Raw genomic sequence first — 18,365 nt, forward strand, 5'->3', positions numbered from 1 at the left:
AAGTGAGCCGCCCGCCGGGGCGGGACCCGGCCGACAGCCTCCCGCCAGGAGCAAGCCCCGAAGAGGCCCGGAGGACCCGATGACCGAAGAAACCAAACCCGAAGGCAACGACGACCGCACCCGAGTCGTCCCCCGAACCACCCCCCTGGACGACAGCGCCACAGTTATCACGTCCGGCCAACCCACGCGCACCAACAGCCCGCTGTTCGCCCCCACGAACCCCCCGACAAATCCGGCCACGGGCCCATCCCAAGGAACACCCCACGAAGCCGGCCTCCTCCCCGTAGGCAGCCGCCTGGCCGAGTTCGAGATCACCCGAGTCATAGGCCAGGGCGGCTTCGGCGTCGTCTACGAAGCCTGGGACCACACCCTCGAACGCGTCGTAGCCATCAAGGAATACCTCCCTTCCTCCCTCTCCACCCGCCAGGGCGACGGCAGCGTAGTCCCCTTGTCGGAACGCCACCGCGAAACCTTCGACCTAGGCATGCGCAGCTTCATCAACGAAGCCCGCCTGCTCGCCCAGTTCGACCACCCCTCGCTGCTCAAGGTCTACCGCTTCTGGCAGGAGCGCGGCACCACCTACATGGTGATGCCCTTCTACCGCGGCGACACCCTGCGCCAGGCGCTGGTGTCGATCCCCGCGGGCGTCGACGAGGCCTGGCTGGTGCGCATCATGGACGGCGTCACGCAGGCGCTCGGCGTGATGCACGGCGCCAACTGCTATCACCGCGACATCGCGCCCGACAACATCATCCTGCTCGAAGGCTCGGGCCGGCCGGTGGTTCTCGACTTCGGCGCGGCGCGGCGCGTGATCACCGACAAGACGCAGGCGATCACGGTGATCCTCAAGCCGGGCTACGCGCCGATCGAGCAGTACGCCGAGATGCCCGACATGTCGCAGGGCGCATGGACCGACGTCTACGCGCTCGCGGCCGTGATGCACGTGGCCGTGTGCGGCCGCGCGCCGCCGCCGTCGGTGGCACGCCTCCTGTCCGACAGCTACGTGCCGCTCGCGGGCAACGAGATCCTGCGCCAGCGCTACAGCCCGCAGCTGCTCGCGGCGATCGACGCCGGGCTCGGCGTGCGGCCCGAGGCGCGGCCGCAGTCGATGGCCGAGCTGCGCGCGGCGCTCGGGCTCGAGACCAGCCAGAGCATCGCGCCGCCCGCGCATCCCTCGCAGCATTCGCGCGGCACGTCGGCGACACCGGGGCCGAACAGCCGCAGCGGCGGTGGCGGCAAGACCGTGGTGCTACCGCCCGCGCCGGCACCGTCGGCGGGCACGCGCTCGGGCGGCGGCAAGACGGCCGTGGCGCTGGTCTCGGTGGCGCTGCTCGCGGCCGCGGCCGGCGGCGGCTGGTGGTGGTTCCAGGGCCGCGGCCATGGCGACACGCCGCCGCCGATCGCGAGCGCGCCGCCGCCGCCCGCGCCGGCGCCATCGCCGCGCACGCCGCTCGAATCGCTGCAGTCGCTGGCTGGCGGTGCCGCGGCCGGCTTCGAGGTCACGGCCTCGGCCAGGAAGCCCGAGGTGGCGATCGGCAAGGACAAGCTGGCCTTCGAGGTGCGCAGCAAGCGCGACGGCTTCGTCTACGTGTTCCTGCTGTCCAGCGGCGGCGAGATGTTCCTGCTGTTCCCGAACCTGCTCGACAAGTACAACAAGATCACCGCCGGCAGCCCCCTCGCGCTGCCGCGTGCCTCGTGGCCGATGGAGGCCGGTGGGCCCGCCGGGACCAACCAGTTCGCGGTGCTCGTCAGCGAGCACGAGCGCGACTTCGGTGCCTCCGGCGTGCAGAACGAGGGCGTGTTCCCGCAGTTTCCGCTGCCGGTGCTCGCGGCCCTCGAGACCACCCGCGGCAGCGGACCTTCCCCCCTGCTGGGCAAGCCGGTATGCGCGCCCAACACCCCCTGCAACGACGTCTATGGCGTCGCCAATTTCAAAATCGTCGAGAAGTAATCGTCTGTAGAGCGTGACCCGACGGGCCACCTTTCCACGAAGGAGATCTTCACCATGAACAAGCACCTGCCGGCCCTCGCGCCGACGCCCGCGCCGGCCCTGCACCGGGCCGCCGTGGCAGCCGCGACCGCCGCCGCCGCCTTCCTCGCGGGCTGCGCCGTGCCGCCGCCCGCCGCGACCGAGACGCCCGCCGCCAGCACCGACACGGCCGCGGCGGCGCCTGCTCCCGCCCCGGCGCCGCGCCCGCCCTCGAGCGGCAGCGTGGCCGGCCAGGCGCGCACCTTCTCGACCCAGCTCGCGACCTACACCGCGGTCGGCTTCGATGCCGTGCCGGGCTGGACGCGCGACGACTTCGCCGAGAGCTGGCCCGCCTTCCTCGGCAGTTGCAAGGTGCTCAACGGCCGCGGCACCGAGTGGAAGTCGGTCTGCGACCGCGCGGTCAAGGTCGACGGCAAGAGCAATCCCTCGATCCGCAACTTCTTCGAGACCGAGTTCTCGGTCTACCAGATCCGCGACGACGACCGCCGCCCCGACGGCGTGGTCACGGGCTACTTCGAGCCCGAGATCCAGGGCAGCCGGAGCTACGCGCCGCCGTTCATCTACCCGGTGTACGGCCAGCCCGAGGACATGCTGTTCGCCGACGCGCGCAAGCTGCCCGCGGGCGACGGCACCGTGGCCGCGCGCGTGCAGGGCCGCAACGTGGTGGTGCAGACCGGCCTGAGCACGCGCGACATGGGCGCGCCGGGCCTCTACGCGCTCGACCTCTCGGGCATCGTGCGCGACACGCTCGACCGCAAGGTGCGCCTGCGCGTCGAGGGCAAGCAGCTGCTGCCGTACTACACGCGCGAGGAGATCGAGACCAAGGGCGCGCCCAACGCCAAGGTGCTGGCATTCGTCTCGAGCGCCACCGCGCTCTACGAGATGCAGATCCAGGGCTCGGGCCGCATCCGCCTGGCCAGCGGCGAGATGATCCGCGTCGCCTACGCCGAGCAGAACGGCCAGCCGTTCCGGCCCACGCTGGCGCAGGCCGCCAACGGCAAGCCGCGCAGCCCGGTCAAGGTGCGCGGCTCGTCGATCGAGCTCGACCTCGACGACGGCGACGACGACGATGCCGGCAACGTCTCGACCACCATCCGCACGCGCGGCTTCACGCTGGCGCGGCCCGCCACCAGCGGCGCGGTGATGGTGCCCGGCCGGCGCGCGGCCGGCCCGGTGGCCGGCACCGGCATCAAGGACCCGAGCTACGTGTTCTTCAAGGAGGCGACCACGCCCGGCGGCCCGGTGGGCGCCTTCGGCGTGCCGCTGTCGGCCGGCCGCTCGATCGCGGTCGATCCGCGCAGCACGCCGCTCGGCTACCCGGTGTTCGTCTCGACGCGCACGCCCGGCAGCGGCGCGCCGATGCAGCGCCTGACCATCGCGCAGGACACCGGCGGCGCGATCCGTGGCGCGGTGCGCGCCGACTATTTCTTCGGCAACGGCCAGCAGGCCGCGACCAATGCGCGCCGCATGAAGGAACGCGGCCAGCTCTGGATATTGCTGCCGCGCGGCCTGGCGGTGGCGAGCGCCGCCGTGTCCTCGGCGATCCGCACCCGCGGCGCGCCGGTCGGCGCCGGCCTCGCGCAATGCCTGGTGCCCACCGAGGGCGTCTGCGAGGACGATTGAGGAGATGACAGCGTGAATGCCGCCACGAGGCCCGGCCCCGGCCGTTGAATCCATGCAGGAAACGCTGTCGTCCGAGGAAAGCGGAGAACTCGTGCGCCTGTGGCGCCGGCGCCAGACGCTGACGTCGAACGACATGGGCCGCATGTACCGCATCGTGGGCGACGCGCTGGTGGCCTGCAATCCGCCCGAGCTGCAGGTGCTCGGCGAAGGGCGCCAGGAGCTGGTGGCGCAGTTCATCTACGTCAAGGTGCTGCGGCTCGATGCCGATCCCGACGAGGCCGAGGAGCGCGCGGGCCACAGCGCGCCCTCGACCGCCTTCGCGCTGTGCGCCTATTTCCGCCGCTACCTGATCGACTGCACGCGCTCGGCCGCCTTCAAGCGCAAGCTGTCGATCGGCGACCAGATCACCGAGGCCCAGCTCGAGGACGAACTGGGCGCCGACGAGGACCTCGAGGGCTGCCTGGCCGAGCACGGCCTCAGCAGCCTCGCAGTGCAGCAGGCGGCGCGCGCCTTCATCGCCGAGCTGCCCGAGCCCGAGCGCATCCTGCTGTGCGAGGGCTTCGGCAAGGAGGCCGAGGGCGGCCTGTCGGGCATCGCCTCGCGCCATGCCATCGCCTCCTACCACTACCGCGCGGGCCGGCTCGGCCTGGTGCACAAGCGCGAGGGCCTGACCGCCGACTACGCCAAGACCCGGCTCGGTGGCTGGCTCCAGGGCACGCTGGGCATCGCCATCGAGGCCGACAACATGGCGGCGATCCTGCAGGTTTTCAAAATCCTGGGCGCTGAAGCGTCTTATGCCTGAAGACATAGCCATTCAGGAACAGACGCCATGACCACCCATCTCTGGCCACCGCTCAGCGCGATCCGCAGCGCCTTCGAAACCGGGCCCGGCGCCGCTTCGGCGTTCGCGCCCGAGACGCCCGGGCTCGCGACCGTCGCCATGCCCGGCGCGCGCGGCGAAGCGCCCGCAGCGCCCGAAGCGGCTGCAGCGCCGCCGCCGGTCGACCTGCTGCTGCCGCTGGCCGAGCTCGCGCGCCGCCGCGAGGCCGTTGCGCAGCGCAGCTTCGGCGCGCGCTGGGCGCCGGGCCGGCTGGTCAGCGTGGTGCACGAGGGCCGGCTGCTCGGCGTGCTGCTCGACCGCTGCATCCACGGCGAACTCTGGCAGGGCTGGATGGCGGCCGGCGAGGCCGACTGGGCCTCGGCCTTCGACGTGCTGCTCGAGCCCGACGACGAACCCTTCGAGCCGGCCTTCGGACTGATCCAGGCCTGGAACGTGTTGACGCTCGAGCCGAGCCCGCAACTGGCGGCGCGCGTGCTCGGCGAGGTCTCGGCCACGCGGCTCGCCGCGATCCGCGCGGTGCACGACGAGTGGGCCGCGCAGGCCGCGCCCGCCATCGCGCCCGAGCCCGGCCGCATCGCGCTGCGCACCGTGGGCGGCGTGTTCGCCGTGCTGTCGGGCACGCCGCTGGGCCCGCGCGATCCGCGCGTCGAATACCAGTCGCTGTACCGCGACGCGGCATCGCAGCTCGGCGCGGCCTGGCTGCCGGCCGCGCGCAACGCACCCGGCCCGGCCGCCGCGCCGCGCGCGCGGCCCCAGCCCGGGCCCGAGGGCGGCTGGTGGGGCAGCGTGCGGCGCTGGCTCGGCGCCGACGGCTGGATGCGGCCCGCGTTCGCGGTGCTGGCCCTGTGCGTGGTGGTGCAGAACGCGGGCCTGTTCGGCGGCCACGATGCGCAGGACGACGTGCGCTTCCGCGCCGTGCCCACGGCACCGGCCGCGGCCGGTGCCGATCTCACGGTGCGCTGGAAGGACGGCGTGCGCGTGGACGAGGCCGACCGGCTGCTGCAGGCGATCTCGGCCGACGTGGTCGGCGGTCCCGGCAGCAACGGCGTGTGGCGGCTGCGCGTGCCCGACGTGGAGAAGAGCCTGCAGGTGCTGGCCGCTTCGCCGCTGGTCGAAGCGGCGGTACGGGCGTCGGAGCGGCCATGAGCCATGGCGCGCGACCTCCGGCCCGGCTCCCTCCCCCGCTGGGGGAGGGCTGGGGTGGGGGCACGCGGCGCTCGATGGTGGCGCGGTGGCTGCTGCTGCTCGCGCTCGCCTGCCTCGCCCCGCGCGCCTTCGCCACCCAGCGCGCGCTGCTCGTGGGCGTCTCCGAACTCGTCAACCAGCCGCAGTCGCTGTGGCTGCAGGCGCCGCGCAACGACGTGGCGCTGATGCGCGACGCGTTGCTCAGGCAGGGCTTCGGCGCCGGCGACATCACGACGCTGGCCGATGGCGTGAGCGGTGCCGCGCTGCCCGAGTCGCAGGCCATCCATGACGCGCTGTCGCGGCTGCTCGCGCAGTCGCGCAGCGGCGACTTCGTGCTGCTCTATTTCTCGGGCCACGGCACGCGCTGGCGCGATGCCACCAAGCGCTACCAGGAGCCCGACGGGCTGGCCGAGAACTTCCTCGCGCGCGACGTGCGCGGTGCCGTCGGCGTCGACAGCGCGCTCGCGGGCGGCGTGCGCGACGTCGACTTCGACGGCTGGGTGCAGGCCTTCCTCGCGCGCGGCGTGTTCGTCTGGTCGGTGTTCGACACCTGCGCCGCCACCTCGATGACGCGCAATGCCGCCGCCGCCGTGCCCGCCGTGGCCGAAGGCCCGGCCGACGACGAGGTGCGCTGGCGCGGCCTGCGCGCGGGCCAGCTGCGCGCCGCGCCGGCGGCCTCGCCGCTCGCCGCCCCCGCCGCGCCGCCCGTGGCCGAGCGCGTGGCGCGCGCACGCTACGTCGCCTTCTTCGCCTCCGAGAGCCACCAGATCACGCCCGAGCTGCGGTTGCCGCGCCAGGGCCGCAACGCGCGGCCGCAGGGCCTGCTGACCTGGGCCGTGGCCGGCGCGCTCGAACGCCGGCCCGCCACCTGGCGCGAGCTGTTCGACGGCGTGCTCGCGCTCTACCCGCCGGTGATCGACGAACTGGCGCAGCGCTTCCCGACCCGCGAGCTGCCCTCGCCGGTGGCCGAGGGCAACCTCGATGCGCCGCTGTTCGCCAACAGCGCCGGCGCCGTCTCCACCTTGCCGGTGTGGCGCGCGCAGCGCAGCGGCGACAGCCTGGTGCTGCAGGCCGGCCTGGCCGACGGCCTGCAGCCGCAGCAGGAACTGCGCATCAACGCCACGCTCGAGGACGGCACCGTGCGCAGCGTGCAGGCGCGCGCATCGCAGGTCGACCTCGACGGTGCGAGCCTCGCGGTGCCCGCCGCGCTGCGCGAGCTGCCGGGCGCGGTGCTGTGGAGCGCCTCGCCGCTGGCCGCGCCGCCTTCGACCGCGCTGCGCGTGCGCAGCGACGGCCCGCTGCCGCCCGGCATCGGCCTCGACTACCCGGCCTCGGTGGTGGCGGTGGGCGCGGGCGCGCCGGCCGACCTGCGCTGGAGCGACCTCGGCGCGGCCGGCCAGCGCCTCGAATGGCAGTCGCCGGCGCTCGGTGCCGGCAGCGAGCGCCTGGGCGACAAGGCCGCGGTGCGGCGCCGGCTCGAGACGCTGGCGCGGCTCAAGTGGTGGCGCCAGCTCTGCGCGCTCGGCGAGGGCACGCAGATGCCGATCGACGGCTTCGAGGCCGTGCTCGAGATCTGGAACGGCGACCGGCTCGCGCGCAGCGGGCCGCTGCGCACCAGCGGGGCGAACCTGCTGCCGCTGCGTGACGGCGAGCGCGCGGCGCTGAACGTGCGCAACACCAGCGGCCATTCGGTCGACATGGTGGTCGCGGGCATCGACGCGCAGGGCCGTCCGCGCGCCGAGTACCCGTCCGATCCCGGCGAGAGCAACCGCTTCGAGCGCGGCACGCGCGAGGCGCCGGCCGCCAAGCGCTTCGAGCTGCCCTGGCTCTCGGCCGAGGGCGCGCGCCTGTTCGTGCTGGCCACGCCGGCCGCGCCGCAGAGCGGGCCGCGGCTGTTCGGCGCCGCGGTCGAGCCGGTGCTGGCCGACCTGCGCGTGCGCGGCCAGGTGGAGCCGCCGCGGCGCCGCCTCTACGCGGCGATGTTGTCCTGGGGCGCCGCGGACGCCGCGCCCCGATGATTTTTTCAAGGAGATTGCAATGAGCTTTTCTGCAGAAGGCGCCCTCGATCCCGACGAGCTGCTGCGCCTGCTCGACCTGATGGCCGGCGAACCGGTCAACGACTTCCTGATGTCGATCGACAACCGCGGCACCAAGGTCAAGGGCGAATCGGAACGCGGCCTCGAGTTCATCGACATCGGCGGCTACTGCCACCAGATGGAGGTGGTGTCGCCGCCCGGCTCGACCAAGGGCTCGGTGCGCGTGCATCCCTTCGTCATCGTGCGCGAGGTCGATGCCGCCACCGCGTCGATCGCGAGCCTGCTGTTCAGCCAGGAGGCCAACCTCGAGGTCTCGATCTTCGTCTACCGCGCCAGCGGCGACCACCTGCCGTCGCAGCCCTTCTTCGAGGTCATCCTGACCGGCGCGCGCGTCGTGAGCCAGGCCATCCTCACCGGCGGCACGCCGCGCCAGCCGCGCGAGGTGACCGTGTTCGAGAGCCGCAACGTGCAGATCAAGACCGCGCCGCAGCTCGCCTCGGGCATCCGCGGCGCCGTGCGCACCGCGGTCATCGCGGCCACCCAGTGAAGCGGAGCCAGCCATGACCACCGCCGCCGAATTCCTCAAGGCCGCCGATCCGGTGGCCGCCCTCAAGGCGCTGAGCGACGACGTGCGCGCCAAGCCCGCCGACAGCAAGCCGCGCGTCTTCATGGCGCAGCTGCTGTGCGTGCTGGGCCAGTGGGAGCGCGCGCTCAACCAGTTGACGGTCGCGGCCGAGCTCGATGCGCTCGCCGTTCCGATGAAGCAGGTGTACGGCGATGCCGTGCGCTGCGAAGGCCTGCGCGCCGAGGTGTTTGCCGGCACGCGCACGCCCATGATCTTCGGCCAGCCCGACGAATGGCTGGCGCTGCTCATCGAGTCGCTGCTGCGGCAGGGACGCGGTGAGGCCGAGCTGGCCGAAGACCTGCGCCAGCGCGCCTTCGACGCGGCGCCGGCCATCGCCGGCAGCATCGACGGCGTGCCCTTCGACTGGCTGTCCGACGCCGACATGCGGCTGGGCCCGGTGCTCGAGGCCTTCGTCAACGGCAAGTACTACTGGATCCCCTATGCGCGGCTCGCCTGCGTGAAGATCGAGCCGCCCGAGGACCTGCGCGACTGCGTGTGGATGCCCGCGCACCTGGACTTCGAGAACGGCGGCGAGACGCTGGCGCTGATCCCCACGCGCTACGAAGGCACCGAGCGCTGCAGCGACGGCCAGCTGCTGCTCGCGCGCCGCACCGAGTGGCGCGAGCTGCGGCCCGAGGTCTGGGCCGGCCATGGCCAGCGCGTGTTCGGCACCGACGCCGGCGAGTACGCGCTGATGGACGTGCGCGAGATCGTGTTCACGGCCGCCGCTCCGGAAGAAGAAAGCGGCGAAGCGAACGGCGAAGAAAGCGGCGCAGGTGGTTGACCTCACCGCGCAGGAGCGGCTGCAGCCCTCGCTGCTCGACCGGCTGGTCGACAGCGCGCCCGACGAGCAGCGCGAGGGCGACGACAAGCGCACGCTCACCAAGCAGGCGCTGCGCGCGGCCGTGCTGCGCGACCTGAGCTGGCTCTTCAACGCCACCAGCTACGGCCTCGGCATGGACGACCGCCAGTACCCGAATGCCGCGCGCTCCGTCATCAACTACGGATTGCCTATGCTGTCTGGCCAGTTCACCTCGTCGATACAGCGTGTCAGCATGGAACAGGCTCTGAAGAACGCGATCCTGCAGTTCGAGCCACGCATCCTCTCACGCACTCTCGAAGTGGAACTCGTCATGGAAGGCTCCGCCCTGGACTCGCACAACTGCGTCGGCCTGCAGATCCGCGGCATGCTGTGGGCGCAGCCGGTGCCGCTGGAGTTCCTCATGCGCAGCCGGGTCGACCTGGAAGAAGGACGCATCGAGATCGAGGACGCGACCCAGAAGCCATGACGCCGCCGGCCCCGCATCCCGCTTCGCCGCGCGCCGGTTCCCGCCTGCCGCGGGGCGCGCGCGGGCCGCTGGCCACCTGGAGGTAGCGCCGCGATGGATCCCCGACTGCTGAGCCTGTACGAGCAGGAACTGCGCTACTTCCGCGAGAGCTCGGCCGAGTTCGCGCGCGCCTTTCCGAAGATCGCCAACCGGCTCGGCATCGAAGGCCAGGAGGTCGCCGATCCCTACGTCGAGCGCCTGATCGAGGCCACGGCCTTCCTGTCGGCGCGCGTCAACCTCAAGCTCGATGCCGAGTACCCGCGCTTCACCGGCCACCTGCTCGACATCGTCTATCCGCACTTCCTCGCGCCCACGCCCGCGATGGCGGTGGTCAGCATGGTGCACGACCCCGACGACGCCAACCTCGCCGTGGGGCCGACCCTGCCGCGCGGCGCGGGCCTGCGCTCGCGGCACGCGGTCGGGCAGAGCACCTACTGCGAGTTCCGCACCGCGAGCGCGATGCGGCTGTGGCCGCTGGAGCTGCTGCGTGCCCAGTACTTCAGCTACGCGCCCGACCTGCCGCTGGCCACGCACCCGCAGTCGCGCGCCATCCGCGGCGGCCTGCGCATGGTGCTGCGCACCACCGCCGACCTGAACTTCAGCCAGATCGCGCTCGACGACCTGGTGCTGCACCTGGGCGGTGCCGACGACGTGGCCTGGCAGCTGCACGAATGCGCGCTGGGCCAGCCCATCGGCGTGCTGGTGCGGCCGCTGGGCGCCGGCGGCGCGCTGCAGGGCGAGGCGCGCAGCCTGCCGCCGAGCGCCATCGGCGTGGTCGGCTTCGAGGACGACGAGGCGCTGCTGCCGGTCACGGCCACCGGCTTCTCGGGCTTCCGGCTGCTGCAGGAGTACTTCGCGTTTCCGCAGCGCTTCCAGTTCCTCAAGATCTCGGGCCTGCAGTCGGTGCTGCCGTCGATGCCGGTGACGCAGATCGAGATCGTGCTGCTGTTCTCGCGCGGCGACGCGGCGCTCGAGAAGCTGGTGACGGCCGAGAACGTGCAGCTGCACTGCGTGCCCGTGGTCAACCTGTTCAACAAGCGGCTCGACCGCGTGCCGCTCAGCGAAGGCGTGAGCCAGTTCCACCTGGTGCCCGACCGCACGCGGCCGCAGGACTTCGAGGTGCACACCGTGACCGAGGTCGTCGGCCACGGCGCGCCGGGCGCGGACTCGGGCTCGGCGGCCGCGGTGGAGCAGCTGTTCCGGCCCTTCTACTCGGCCTTCCACGGCACGCGCCACAGCCATCCCGCCTACTACACGACCACGCGCGAGCCGCGCATGCTGTCGGTGCGCCAGCGCACCGAGGGCAACCGCAGCAGCCACATCGGCTCCGAGGTCTACATGCAGATCGTCGATCCGCAGCAGGCGCCGTACGCGGCCAGCCTGCGCCAGCTCGCGGTGTCGGCGCTGTGCACCAACCGCGACCTGCCGCTGTTGCTGCCGATGGGCCGCGACAACGACTTCGACTGCGTCGACTCCTTCCCCGCGCAGCGCGTGCGCATGGTGCGCGGGCCCTCGCGGCCGGTGTCGCCGGTGGTGAGCCAGGGGCTGGGCTGGCGCGTGCTCGACCACCTCGCGCTCAACTACCTGTCGATCTCCGACAGCTCGCCGCAGCAGGGCGCGGCCGCGCTGCGCGAGACGCTGATGCTCTACGCCTCGCATGCCGACGAGATGCGCCAGGGCCAGGTGCGCGGGCTGCTGTCGGTCAGCAGCAAGGCGGTGGCGCGCCGGCTGCCGATGAAGGGGCCCATCGCCTTCGGGCGCGGCCTGGAGATCACGCTCGAGGTCGACAAGGACGCCTTCCACGGCCACAGCGTGTTCCTGTTCGGTGCCGTGCTCGCGCGCTACCTGGCGCGTCACGTCGAGGTCAACCATTTCGTCGAGACCGTGGTGCGCATCGCGGGCAAGGGCGAGAACATGCGCTGGAGGCCGCTGTGCGGGACGCGCCAGATCCTCTAGCCGCGCCCGCGCTGCCGGCGACGCCCGAGGGAACGGTGGCCGCGCGCGTCGATGCCGCGCTGCGCCGGTGGTCCGACCAGCCCTGGGCCTACGACTACTTCGCGGTGCTGCGCCGGCTCGAGTCGGCCGCCGCCACCACGCCGCGCTGGGGCCGCGCGCTGCTGCCGAGCGCCGAGCCGGTGCGCGTGGGCCAGGAGCCCTCGCTGTCGTTCGCGCCCGCCGCCTTCAGCCGCTTCGAGCCGGCCGGCGCGCATTCGCCGCCGCGGCTGCGCCAGCACTTCTTCGCCTACATCGGCCCCAACGGGCCGTTGCCGGTGCACCTGAGCGACTTCATCCGCGAGCGCAGCCTGAACCACGGCGACCCGACCTGGCTCGCCTTCCTCGACAGCTTCCTGCACCGCTTCTCGCTGCACTTCTACCGCGCCTGGGCGCAGGCGCGGCCCGCGGTCGCGCTCGACCGGCCCGGCGAGGACCGCTTCCGGCTGCAGATCGGCGCGCTGGTGGGCATCGGCACGCCGGGACGCACCGGACGCGACGAGATCCACGACGACGCGCGGCTGCACTTCTCGGGCTGGCTCGCGCGTCGCGTGCACAGCGCCGAAGGGGTCGAGTCGGTGCTGTGCAGCTACTTCGGCGTGCCGATGAAGCTCGAGCGCTGGGTTGGCCACTGGATGAGCCTGCCCGATGCCGAACTCACGCGGCTGGGCCGCGGCGAGAGCTCGTGCGCCATGGGCATGGGCGCGATGCTCGGCACCCGCGCCTGGGACCGCCAGCACCGCGTGCGCCTGCACGTCGGGCCGCTCGACCTCGCGCGCTACCGCATGTTCCTGCCGATCGGCGACGCGCAGCCCGTGCTGCAGCGCTGGATGCTGCAGCTGCTGGGCGGCGAGCTCGAGTGGGATGCCGAACTGGTGCTGCGCAAGGAGCAGGTGCCGCCCACGCGGCTCGGCCAGCAGCGCGGCAACGCGCCGCGGCTGGGCTGGATCTCGTGGCTCGGCGAGCGCCCGCGTTCGCGCGACGCGAGCGACGTGCGCATCGCGAGCCGACCCGGTGGCGAGGCGCATCCGCGCGCGCCGGCCTTTCAATGAAACCCCTTTCGTTCGTCTTGAAGAGATACGGAGTCCTCCATGAGTGAAATCAGCCGCACCGCCCTGTTCGGGAAACTCAATTCGCTGGCCTACAAGGCCATCGAAGGCGCGACCGTCTTCTGCAAGATGCGCGGCAACCCGTACGTCGAGCTCGAGCACTGGTTCGCGCAGCTGCTGCAGGCGCAGGACTCCGACCTGCACCGCGTGATCCAGCACTACGGCCTCGACGTCTCGGTGATCGCCAAGGACATGACGGCCGCGCTCGACCGCCTGCCGCGCGGCGCCACCGCCATCAGCGACTTCTCGCCGCACATCGAGAACGCGATCGAGCGCGCCTGGACCTACGCCACCCTGCAGTTCGGCGAGGCGCAGGTGCGCACCGGCTACCTGCTGGTGGGCATGCTCAAGACGCAGAGCCTGCGCAACCCGCTGTTCGGCCTGTCGAAGCAGTTCGAGAAGGTCAAGGTCGAGGACCTGGCCGAGAACTTCGTGAAGATCTGCGATGCCTCGCCCGAGGCCCAGATGCGCGCGCAGGACGGCACCGGCATGGGCAGCGGCGCGCCCGGCGAGGACGCGGGCGCGATGGCGCCGGCCGCCATGGGCAAGGGCGATGCGCTCAAGAAGTTCGCGGTCGACCTGACCGAGAAGGCGAAGAAGGGCGAGATGGACCCGGTGACGGGCCGCGACGAGGAGATCCGCCAGATCGTCGACATCCTGATGCGCCGGCGCCAGAACAACCCGCTGCTGACCGGCGAGGCCGGCGTCGGCAAGACCGCCGTGGTCGAGGGCTTCGCGCAGCGCCTGGCGCGCGGCGACGTGCCGCCGCAGCTCAAGGACGTGAAGCTGCTCACGCTCGACATCGGCCTGCTGCAGGCCGGCGCGAGCATGAAGGGCGAGTTCGAGCAGCGCCTGCGCCAGGTGATCGACGAGGTGCAGAGCTCGCCCACGCCGATCATCCTGTTCATCGACGAGATCCACACCCTGGTGGGCGCGGGCGGCGCGGCCGGCACCGGCGACGCGGCCAACCTGCTGAAGCCCGCGCTGGCGCGCGGCAACCTGCGCACCATCGGCGCCACCACCTGGGCCGAGTACAAGAAGTACATCGAGAAGGACCCGGCGCTGACCCGGCGCTTCCAGGTCGTGCAGGTGCCCGAGCCCGACGAGACCAAGGCCATCCTGATGCTGCGCGGCGTGGCCAGCGTGCTCGAGAAGCACCACCGCGTGCAGCTGCTCGACGAGGCCATCGAGGCCGCCGTGAAGCTGTCGCACCGCTACATTCCCGCGCGCCAGCTGCCCGACAAGGCCGTGAGCCTGCTCGACACCGCCTGCGCGCGCGTGGCCGTGAGCCAGCATGCGACGCCGCCCGAGGTCGAGGACTGCATGCGCCGCATCGAGGGCCTGACGGTCGAGCAGGAGATCATCGGCCGCGAGGAGGCGATCGGCATCGACGTCACCAAGCGCGCGGCGCAGGTGTCGGCGCTGCTGGCCGAGTCGAAGGCGCAGCTCGAGGTGCTCAATGCACGCTGGCAGGAAGAGAAGGGCCTGGTCGACCGGCTGCTGGAACTGCGCGCGAAGCTGCGCACGGGGAACAAGCCGGTGGATGCGGCGGCCGCCGGTGAGGCCGCGCCCGCCGAGGCCGCGCCCGACCGCGCCGCGCTGCTGGCCGAGCTGCACGAGCTGCAGGCGAAGATCCACGCGGTGCAGGGCGAGTCGCCGCTGATCCTGCCCTCGGTCGACGAACAGGCCGTGGCCTCGGTGGTCGCCGACTGGACCGGCATCCCGGTCGGGCGCATGGTCAAGAACGAGGTCGAGGCGGTGCTCAAGCTCGCCGACACGCTGAACCAGCGCGTGATCGGCCAGAAGCACGGCCTCGAGATGATCGCGCGCCGCATCCAGACCTCGCGCGCGCGGCTGGACAACCCGCAGAAGCCGATCGGCGTGTTCATGCTGTGCGGCACCTCGGGCGTCGGCAAGACCGAGACCGCGCTCGCGCTGGCCGAGGCGCTGTATGGCGGCGAGCAGAACATCATCACCATCAACATGAGCGAGTTCCAGGAGGCGCACACCGTCTCCACGCTCAAGGGCGCGCCCCCGGGCTACGTGGGCTACGGCGAGGGCGGCATCCTGACCGAGGCCGTGCGCCGCCGGCCCTACAGCGTGGTGCTGCTCGACGAGGTCGAGAAGGCCCATCCCGACGTGCACGAGATCTTCTTCCAGGTCTTCGACAAGGGCTGGATGGAGGACGGCGAGGGCCGCATGATCGATTTCAAGAACACGATCATCCTGCTGACCACCAACGCCGGCAGCGAGCTGGTCATGAGCATGTGCCGCGACCCCGAGCTGCTGCCCGACCCGAATGCGCTGGCCGATGCGCTGAAGGCACCGCTGATGAAGGTGTTCCCGCCCGCGCTGCTGGGCCGCATCGTGACCATTCCCTACTACCCGCTGTCGCCCGAGATGATGAAGAAGATCGTGCGGCTGCAGCTGGGCCGCATCAAGAAGCGCGTCGAGACCAACCACGGCGTGCCCTTCGAGTACAGCGACGCGGTGGTCGACCAGGTGGTCGCGCGCTGCCAGGACCCGGAATCGGGCGGGCGCGTGATCGACGCCATCCTGACCAACACCGTGCTGCCCACGATCTCGGTCGAGTACCTGCAGCGCCTGGCCGCCGGCGGCGAGATCCGCCGCGTCGCGCTCGACGTCAAGGACGCCGACTTCACCTACGCCTTCGATTGACATGGCGCCGCGGCCGGCACGCTGAGGCGCTCCCAACCAGAAAGACAGCAAGATGGCCGAGCACGAGTTCCGCATCGACAGCGAATCACCCGTCAACAAGGACCTGATGTTCTGGCGCATCGTGGGCCACGAGGGGCTGTCGCGCCCGTCGTCCTACGAGCTCACCGTGCTGTCGCAGGACCGGACCATCGATCCGCGCCAGATCCTCGGCCACGCCTTCGACGTGGTGATCGGCTTCGCGGACGCCGACGACCAGAAGCACGAGCGGCATGCGCGCGGCCATGCGGTGCGCGTGGTGCGCGGCGGACAGGTCGGGCGCTTCTTCGAATACCGCATCAGCCTGCGCTCGTGGTTCGGCCTGCTGACCAAGCGCATCAACTCGTGCATCCTGCAGGACAAGCCGGTGCTCGACGTGCTCGATGCCGTGCTGACCGACAGCCCCATCAAGGCCCACGCGAAGACCGAGCCCGCGGGCGTGATCGGCGTGCACGAGGCGCGCCGCTACTGCGTGCAGTTCCAGGAGAGCGACTACAACTTCCTGTCGCGCATCCTCGAGGACGAGGGCGTCTACTACTGGTTCGATTCCTTCGACTCGCCGGGCGTGATGCACCTGGCCGATTCCACCGGCATGGCGCACGGGCCGCTGCCGGCCGCCGCGGTGCTGAACTACGCCGGCGACGGCGCGAGCGAGGCGCGCTTCAACGAGATCGAGCGCTGGGTCAGCGCGCGCCAGCTGCGCTCGGGCAAGTACGAGTCGCGCGACGTGAACTACAAGGCGATCAACACGCTGCTGAGCGGGCACGGCGAGATGGTTCCCGCGCACGAGCTGGCGGACCTGGAGGTGTTCGAGTATCCGGGCGGCTATTTCACGCCGGAGCAATCCGATGTCGTGCTCGAGGTCCGCGCGGGCGAGCTGCCGGCACGCCAGACGCTGCACTGGGCCGTCACGCGCTGGCCCGACGTGGCGGTCGGCCACACCTTCACCTTCAAGGGCGATCCGGACGGCACGCGCGACGGCGACTACCTGATCGGCGGCTGCGTCTTCGTCGCCACCCATCCGGGCTACGAAGGCATGGGCACCTTCGTCGCGCCGCGGCCGACCGCGGAGCTGCTGCGCGAGGCGCTGCGCGACGACGCGGTCAATGCCGGCTGCACCGATGCCCTGCTCGAGCTGATCGACACCACGCCCACCTTGCGCGAGGGCGTGCGCGGCACCAGCGCCTTCCTGATCACCTCGCTGCCCGCCAACCACATCTTCCGGCCGCCGCGGCTCACGCCGCGCGTGACCATGCCGGGCCCGCAGAGCGCCATCGTGGTGGGCGGCAAGGGCAAGGAGCACGACGTCGACCCCATGGGTCGCGTCAAGGTGCACTTCCACTGGGATCGCAAGGATTTCCAGGACGATCGCTCGACCTGCTGGATCCGCGTCTCGCAGCCCTGGGCCGGCAAGAACTGGGGCGGCTACTTCGCGCCGCGCATCAACCAGGAGGTGATCGTCGAGTTCATGAACGGCGATCCCGACCGGCCGATCGTCACCGGCCGCGTCTACAACGACGACCAGCAGATCCCGTACAAGTCGGCCACGCAGAGCGGCTTCAAGACCCGCTCCACGCCCGGCGGTGGGCCCTCGAACTACAACGAGATCATGTTCGAGGACAAGAAGGGGGCCGAGCTCGTCAACATCCATGCCGAGCGGAACATGGCGACGACGGTGGAGAACGACGACTCCACCCACGTCATGAACGACCAGTCGCTGACGGTCGACCGCCACCGGACCATCATGGTCAAGGGCAAGGAAGAGCACACGGTCATGAAGACGCAGATGAACCACGTGGTTCTGACGCAGACCAACAAGTTCGACGCCGACACCTTCACCACCACGCTGGGCAACCAGAGCGTCGGCACGAAGGGCAAGCAGGACACCGTGGTCAACGGGCCGGTGACCTCGCACACGAACAACACCTACACCCTCACCAGCGTGGGCGCGTTCTCGCAGACCTCGGCGTCGGTGACGGTCAATTCGGTGGGCGCGGTGGCGCTGACCTCGGGCGCGAACATCGCGGTGGGCTCGATCGCCGAGATGAAGATGACCACCAACGCCGACCGCATCGATGCCTCGGTCGGCTCGCACAGCATCTTCGCCAACGCGATCAAGGCGGTCTCGAACTCGAACCTGGAGCTGCTCGCCGTCGGCAACATCAACGCGACGTCGAACGGCTCGAACACCACGGTGATGGGAGCGAACTCCAGCGGCTACATCGGCGTGAACAGCGAGGCCAACATGGGCATGGCGCGCTCCACCTTCATGGGGCTGTCGATCGACACCATGATGGGCCTGAGCATGTCGTCCTGTCTCGCGGTGCAGATGGAGGCCGCGGCGGCGCTCAAGCTCGGCTTCTCGGGCTTCGACCTGAGCCAGGCCGGCATCGACATGGAACAGGACGGGATCAAGGTCATCATGCCGGGCGCGCCGGGTGCGACCTCGGGCGGCGCTGCGGCGCTGGGTGCGTCCATCGGGGCCGCGATCGGCGCGATCGCCTATTCGGCCGTGGCCGCCTATGCCGACATCTCGGCGACCAACACGCAGTACAAGGACGCGGCGAAGGCCCTCGAGGAGGCCGCCTCGCAGGCCGACAAGCTCGGGCTGCATTCCATGGCGAAGCGCCTGGAGGCGGCCATGAAGATCGCCGATGCGCGCCGGGAGAAGGGTTGGTACAACCCCGACAACATGCGCCTGCATTCGGCACCGGCCGACGATGCCGCGCAGTACACGGGCGACGGCCCGACCGCCAATCCCGAGAATGCCGTGGCCGCCACCCGCCCGGCGCCCGGAAGCCCGCCCCCCGAGATGCCGGTGGCGCCACCCGCCCCGCCCGCCAGCCGCGACCTGCCCGTTGCGCCCATCCCGCCCGCGCCATGACGGGGCCCGTCCACCCTTGCCGGCAGGGCCGGCCTGC

General features: G+C 71.5%; 12 protein-coding genes. All 12 read left to right on the forward strand.

Features of this window, described 5'->3' with window-relative positions:
- Positions 1 to 79: 79 nt before the first annotated feature.
- The 12 genes from R0232_RS03895 to R0232_RS03950 all read left to right on the forward strand — a co-directional run bounded on the left by R0232_RS03895 (position 80) and on the right by R0232_RS03950 (position 18,328).
- Positions 80 to 1,951: a protein kinase domain-containing protein gene (locus R0232_RS03895; protein WP_431511291.1), complete on the forward strand. Its 1,872-nt coding sequence runs from the start codon at positions 80 to 82 to the stop codon at positions 1,949 to 1,951.
- 54 nt (positions 1,952 to 2,005) lie between these two features.
- Complete coding sequence (mltA, locus tag R0232_RS03900; protein ID WP_093350812.1) at positions 2,006 to 3,613, forward strand: murein transglycosylase A; 1,608 nt, start codon at positions 2,006 to 2,008, stop codon at positions 3,611 to 3,613.
- 52 nt (positions 3,614 to 3,665) lie between these two features.
- Entirely contained in the window at positions 3,666 to 4,415 is a 750-nt protein-coding gene (locus R0232_RS03905) for a hypothetical protein (protein WP_093350814.1), read from the forward strand.
- 27 nt (positions 4,416 to 4,442) lie between these two features.
- Positions 4,443 to 5,600 carry a hypothetical protein gene (locus tag R0232_RS03910; RefSeq protein ID WP_431511292.1) on the forward strand — a complete coding sequence of 386 codons (1,158 nt, stop codon included), beginning with the start codon at positions 4,443 to 4,445 and terminating at the stop codon, positions 5,598 to 5,600.
- Complete coding sequence (locus R0232_RS03915) at positions 5,597 to 7,657, forward strand: caspase family protein (RefSeq protein WP_431511293.1); 2,061 nt, start codon at positions 5,597 to 5,599, stop codon at positions 7,655 to 7,657. Before R0232_RS03910 ends, R0232_RS03915 begins: the two co-directional genes overlap by 4 nt.
- 19 nt (positions 7,658 to 7,676) lie before the next feature.
- Positions 7,677 to 8,222 carry a type VI secretion system tube protein Hcp gene (locus tag R0232_RS03920; protein ID WP_093350822.1) on the forward strand — a complete coding sequence of 182 codons (546 nt, stop codon included), beginning with the start codon at positions 7,677 to 7,679 and terminating at the stop codon, positions 8,220 to 8,222.
- A 13-nt stretch (positions 8,223 to 8,235) separates the two neighbouring features.
- Entirely contained in the window at positions 8,236 to 9,084 is an 849-nt protein-coding gene (locus tag R0232_RS03925) for a type VI secretion system accessory protein TagJ (protein ID WP_398499442.1), read from the forward strand.
- On the forward strand, positions 9,077 to 9,589 hold the full coding sequence (gene tssE, locus R0232_RS03930) for a type VI secretion system baseplate subunit TssE (RefSeq protein WP_093350827.1): 513 nt from the start codon (positions 9,077 to 9,079) through the stop codon (positions 9,587 to 9,589). The genes R0232_RS03925 and tssE overlap by 8 nt, the downstream gene beginning before the upstream one ends.
- A gap of 93 nt (positions 9,590 to 9,682) precedes the next feature.
- On the forward strand, positions 9,683 to 11,584 hold the full coding sequence (gene tssF / locus R0232_RS03935) for a type VI secretion system baseplate subunit TssF (RefSeq protein ID WP_296781257.1): 1,902 nt from the start codon (positions 9,683 to 9,685) through the stop codon (positions 11,582 to 11,584).
- The gene (gene tssG, locus R0232_RS03940) at positions 11,560 to 12,672 is read left to right on the forward strand and encodes a type VI secretion system baseplate subunit TssG (protein ID WP_431511294.1); all 1,113 of its coding nucleotides are present in this window, start codon (positions 11,560 to 11,562) and stop codon (positions 12,670 to 12,672) included. Before tssF ends, tssG begins: the two co-directional genes overlap by 25 nt.
- A gap of 39 nt (positions 12,673 to 12,711) precedes the next feature.
- Entirely contained in the window at positions 12,712 to 15,408 is a 2,697-nt protein-coding gene (tssH, locus tag R0232_RS03945) for a type VI secretion system ATPase TssH (protein WP_296781255.1), read from the forward strand.
- Between the two features lie 52 nt (positions 15,409 to 15,460).
- Complete coding sequence (locus tag R0232_RS03950) at positions 15,461 to 18,328, forward strand: type VI secretion system Vgr family protein (protein WP_431511295.1); 2,868 nt, start codon at positions 15,461 to 15,463, stop codon at positions 18,326 to 18,328.
- Positions 18,329 to 18,365 lie beyond the last annotated feature (37 nt).

This window comes from Variovorax sp. DAIF25, from assembly GCF_050711835.1.
GTDB lineage: Bacteria > Pseudomonadota > Gammaproteobacteria > Burkholderiales > Burkholderiaceae_C > Variovorax.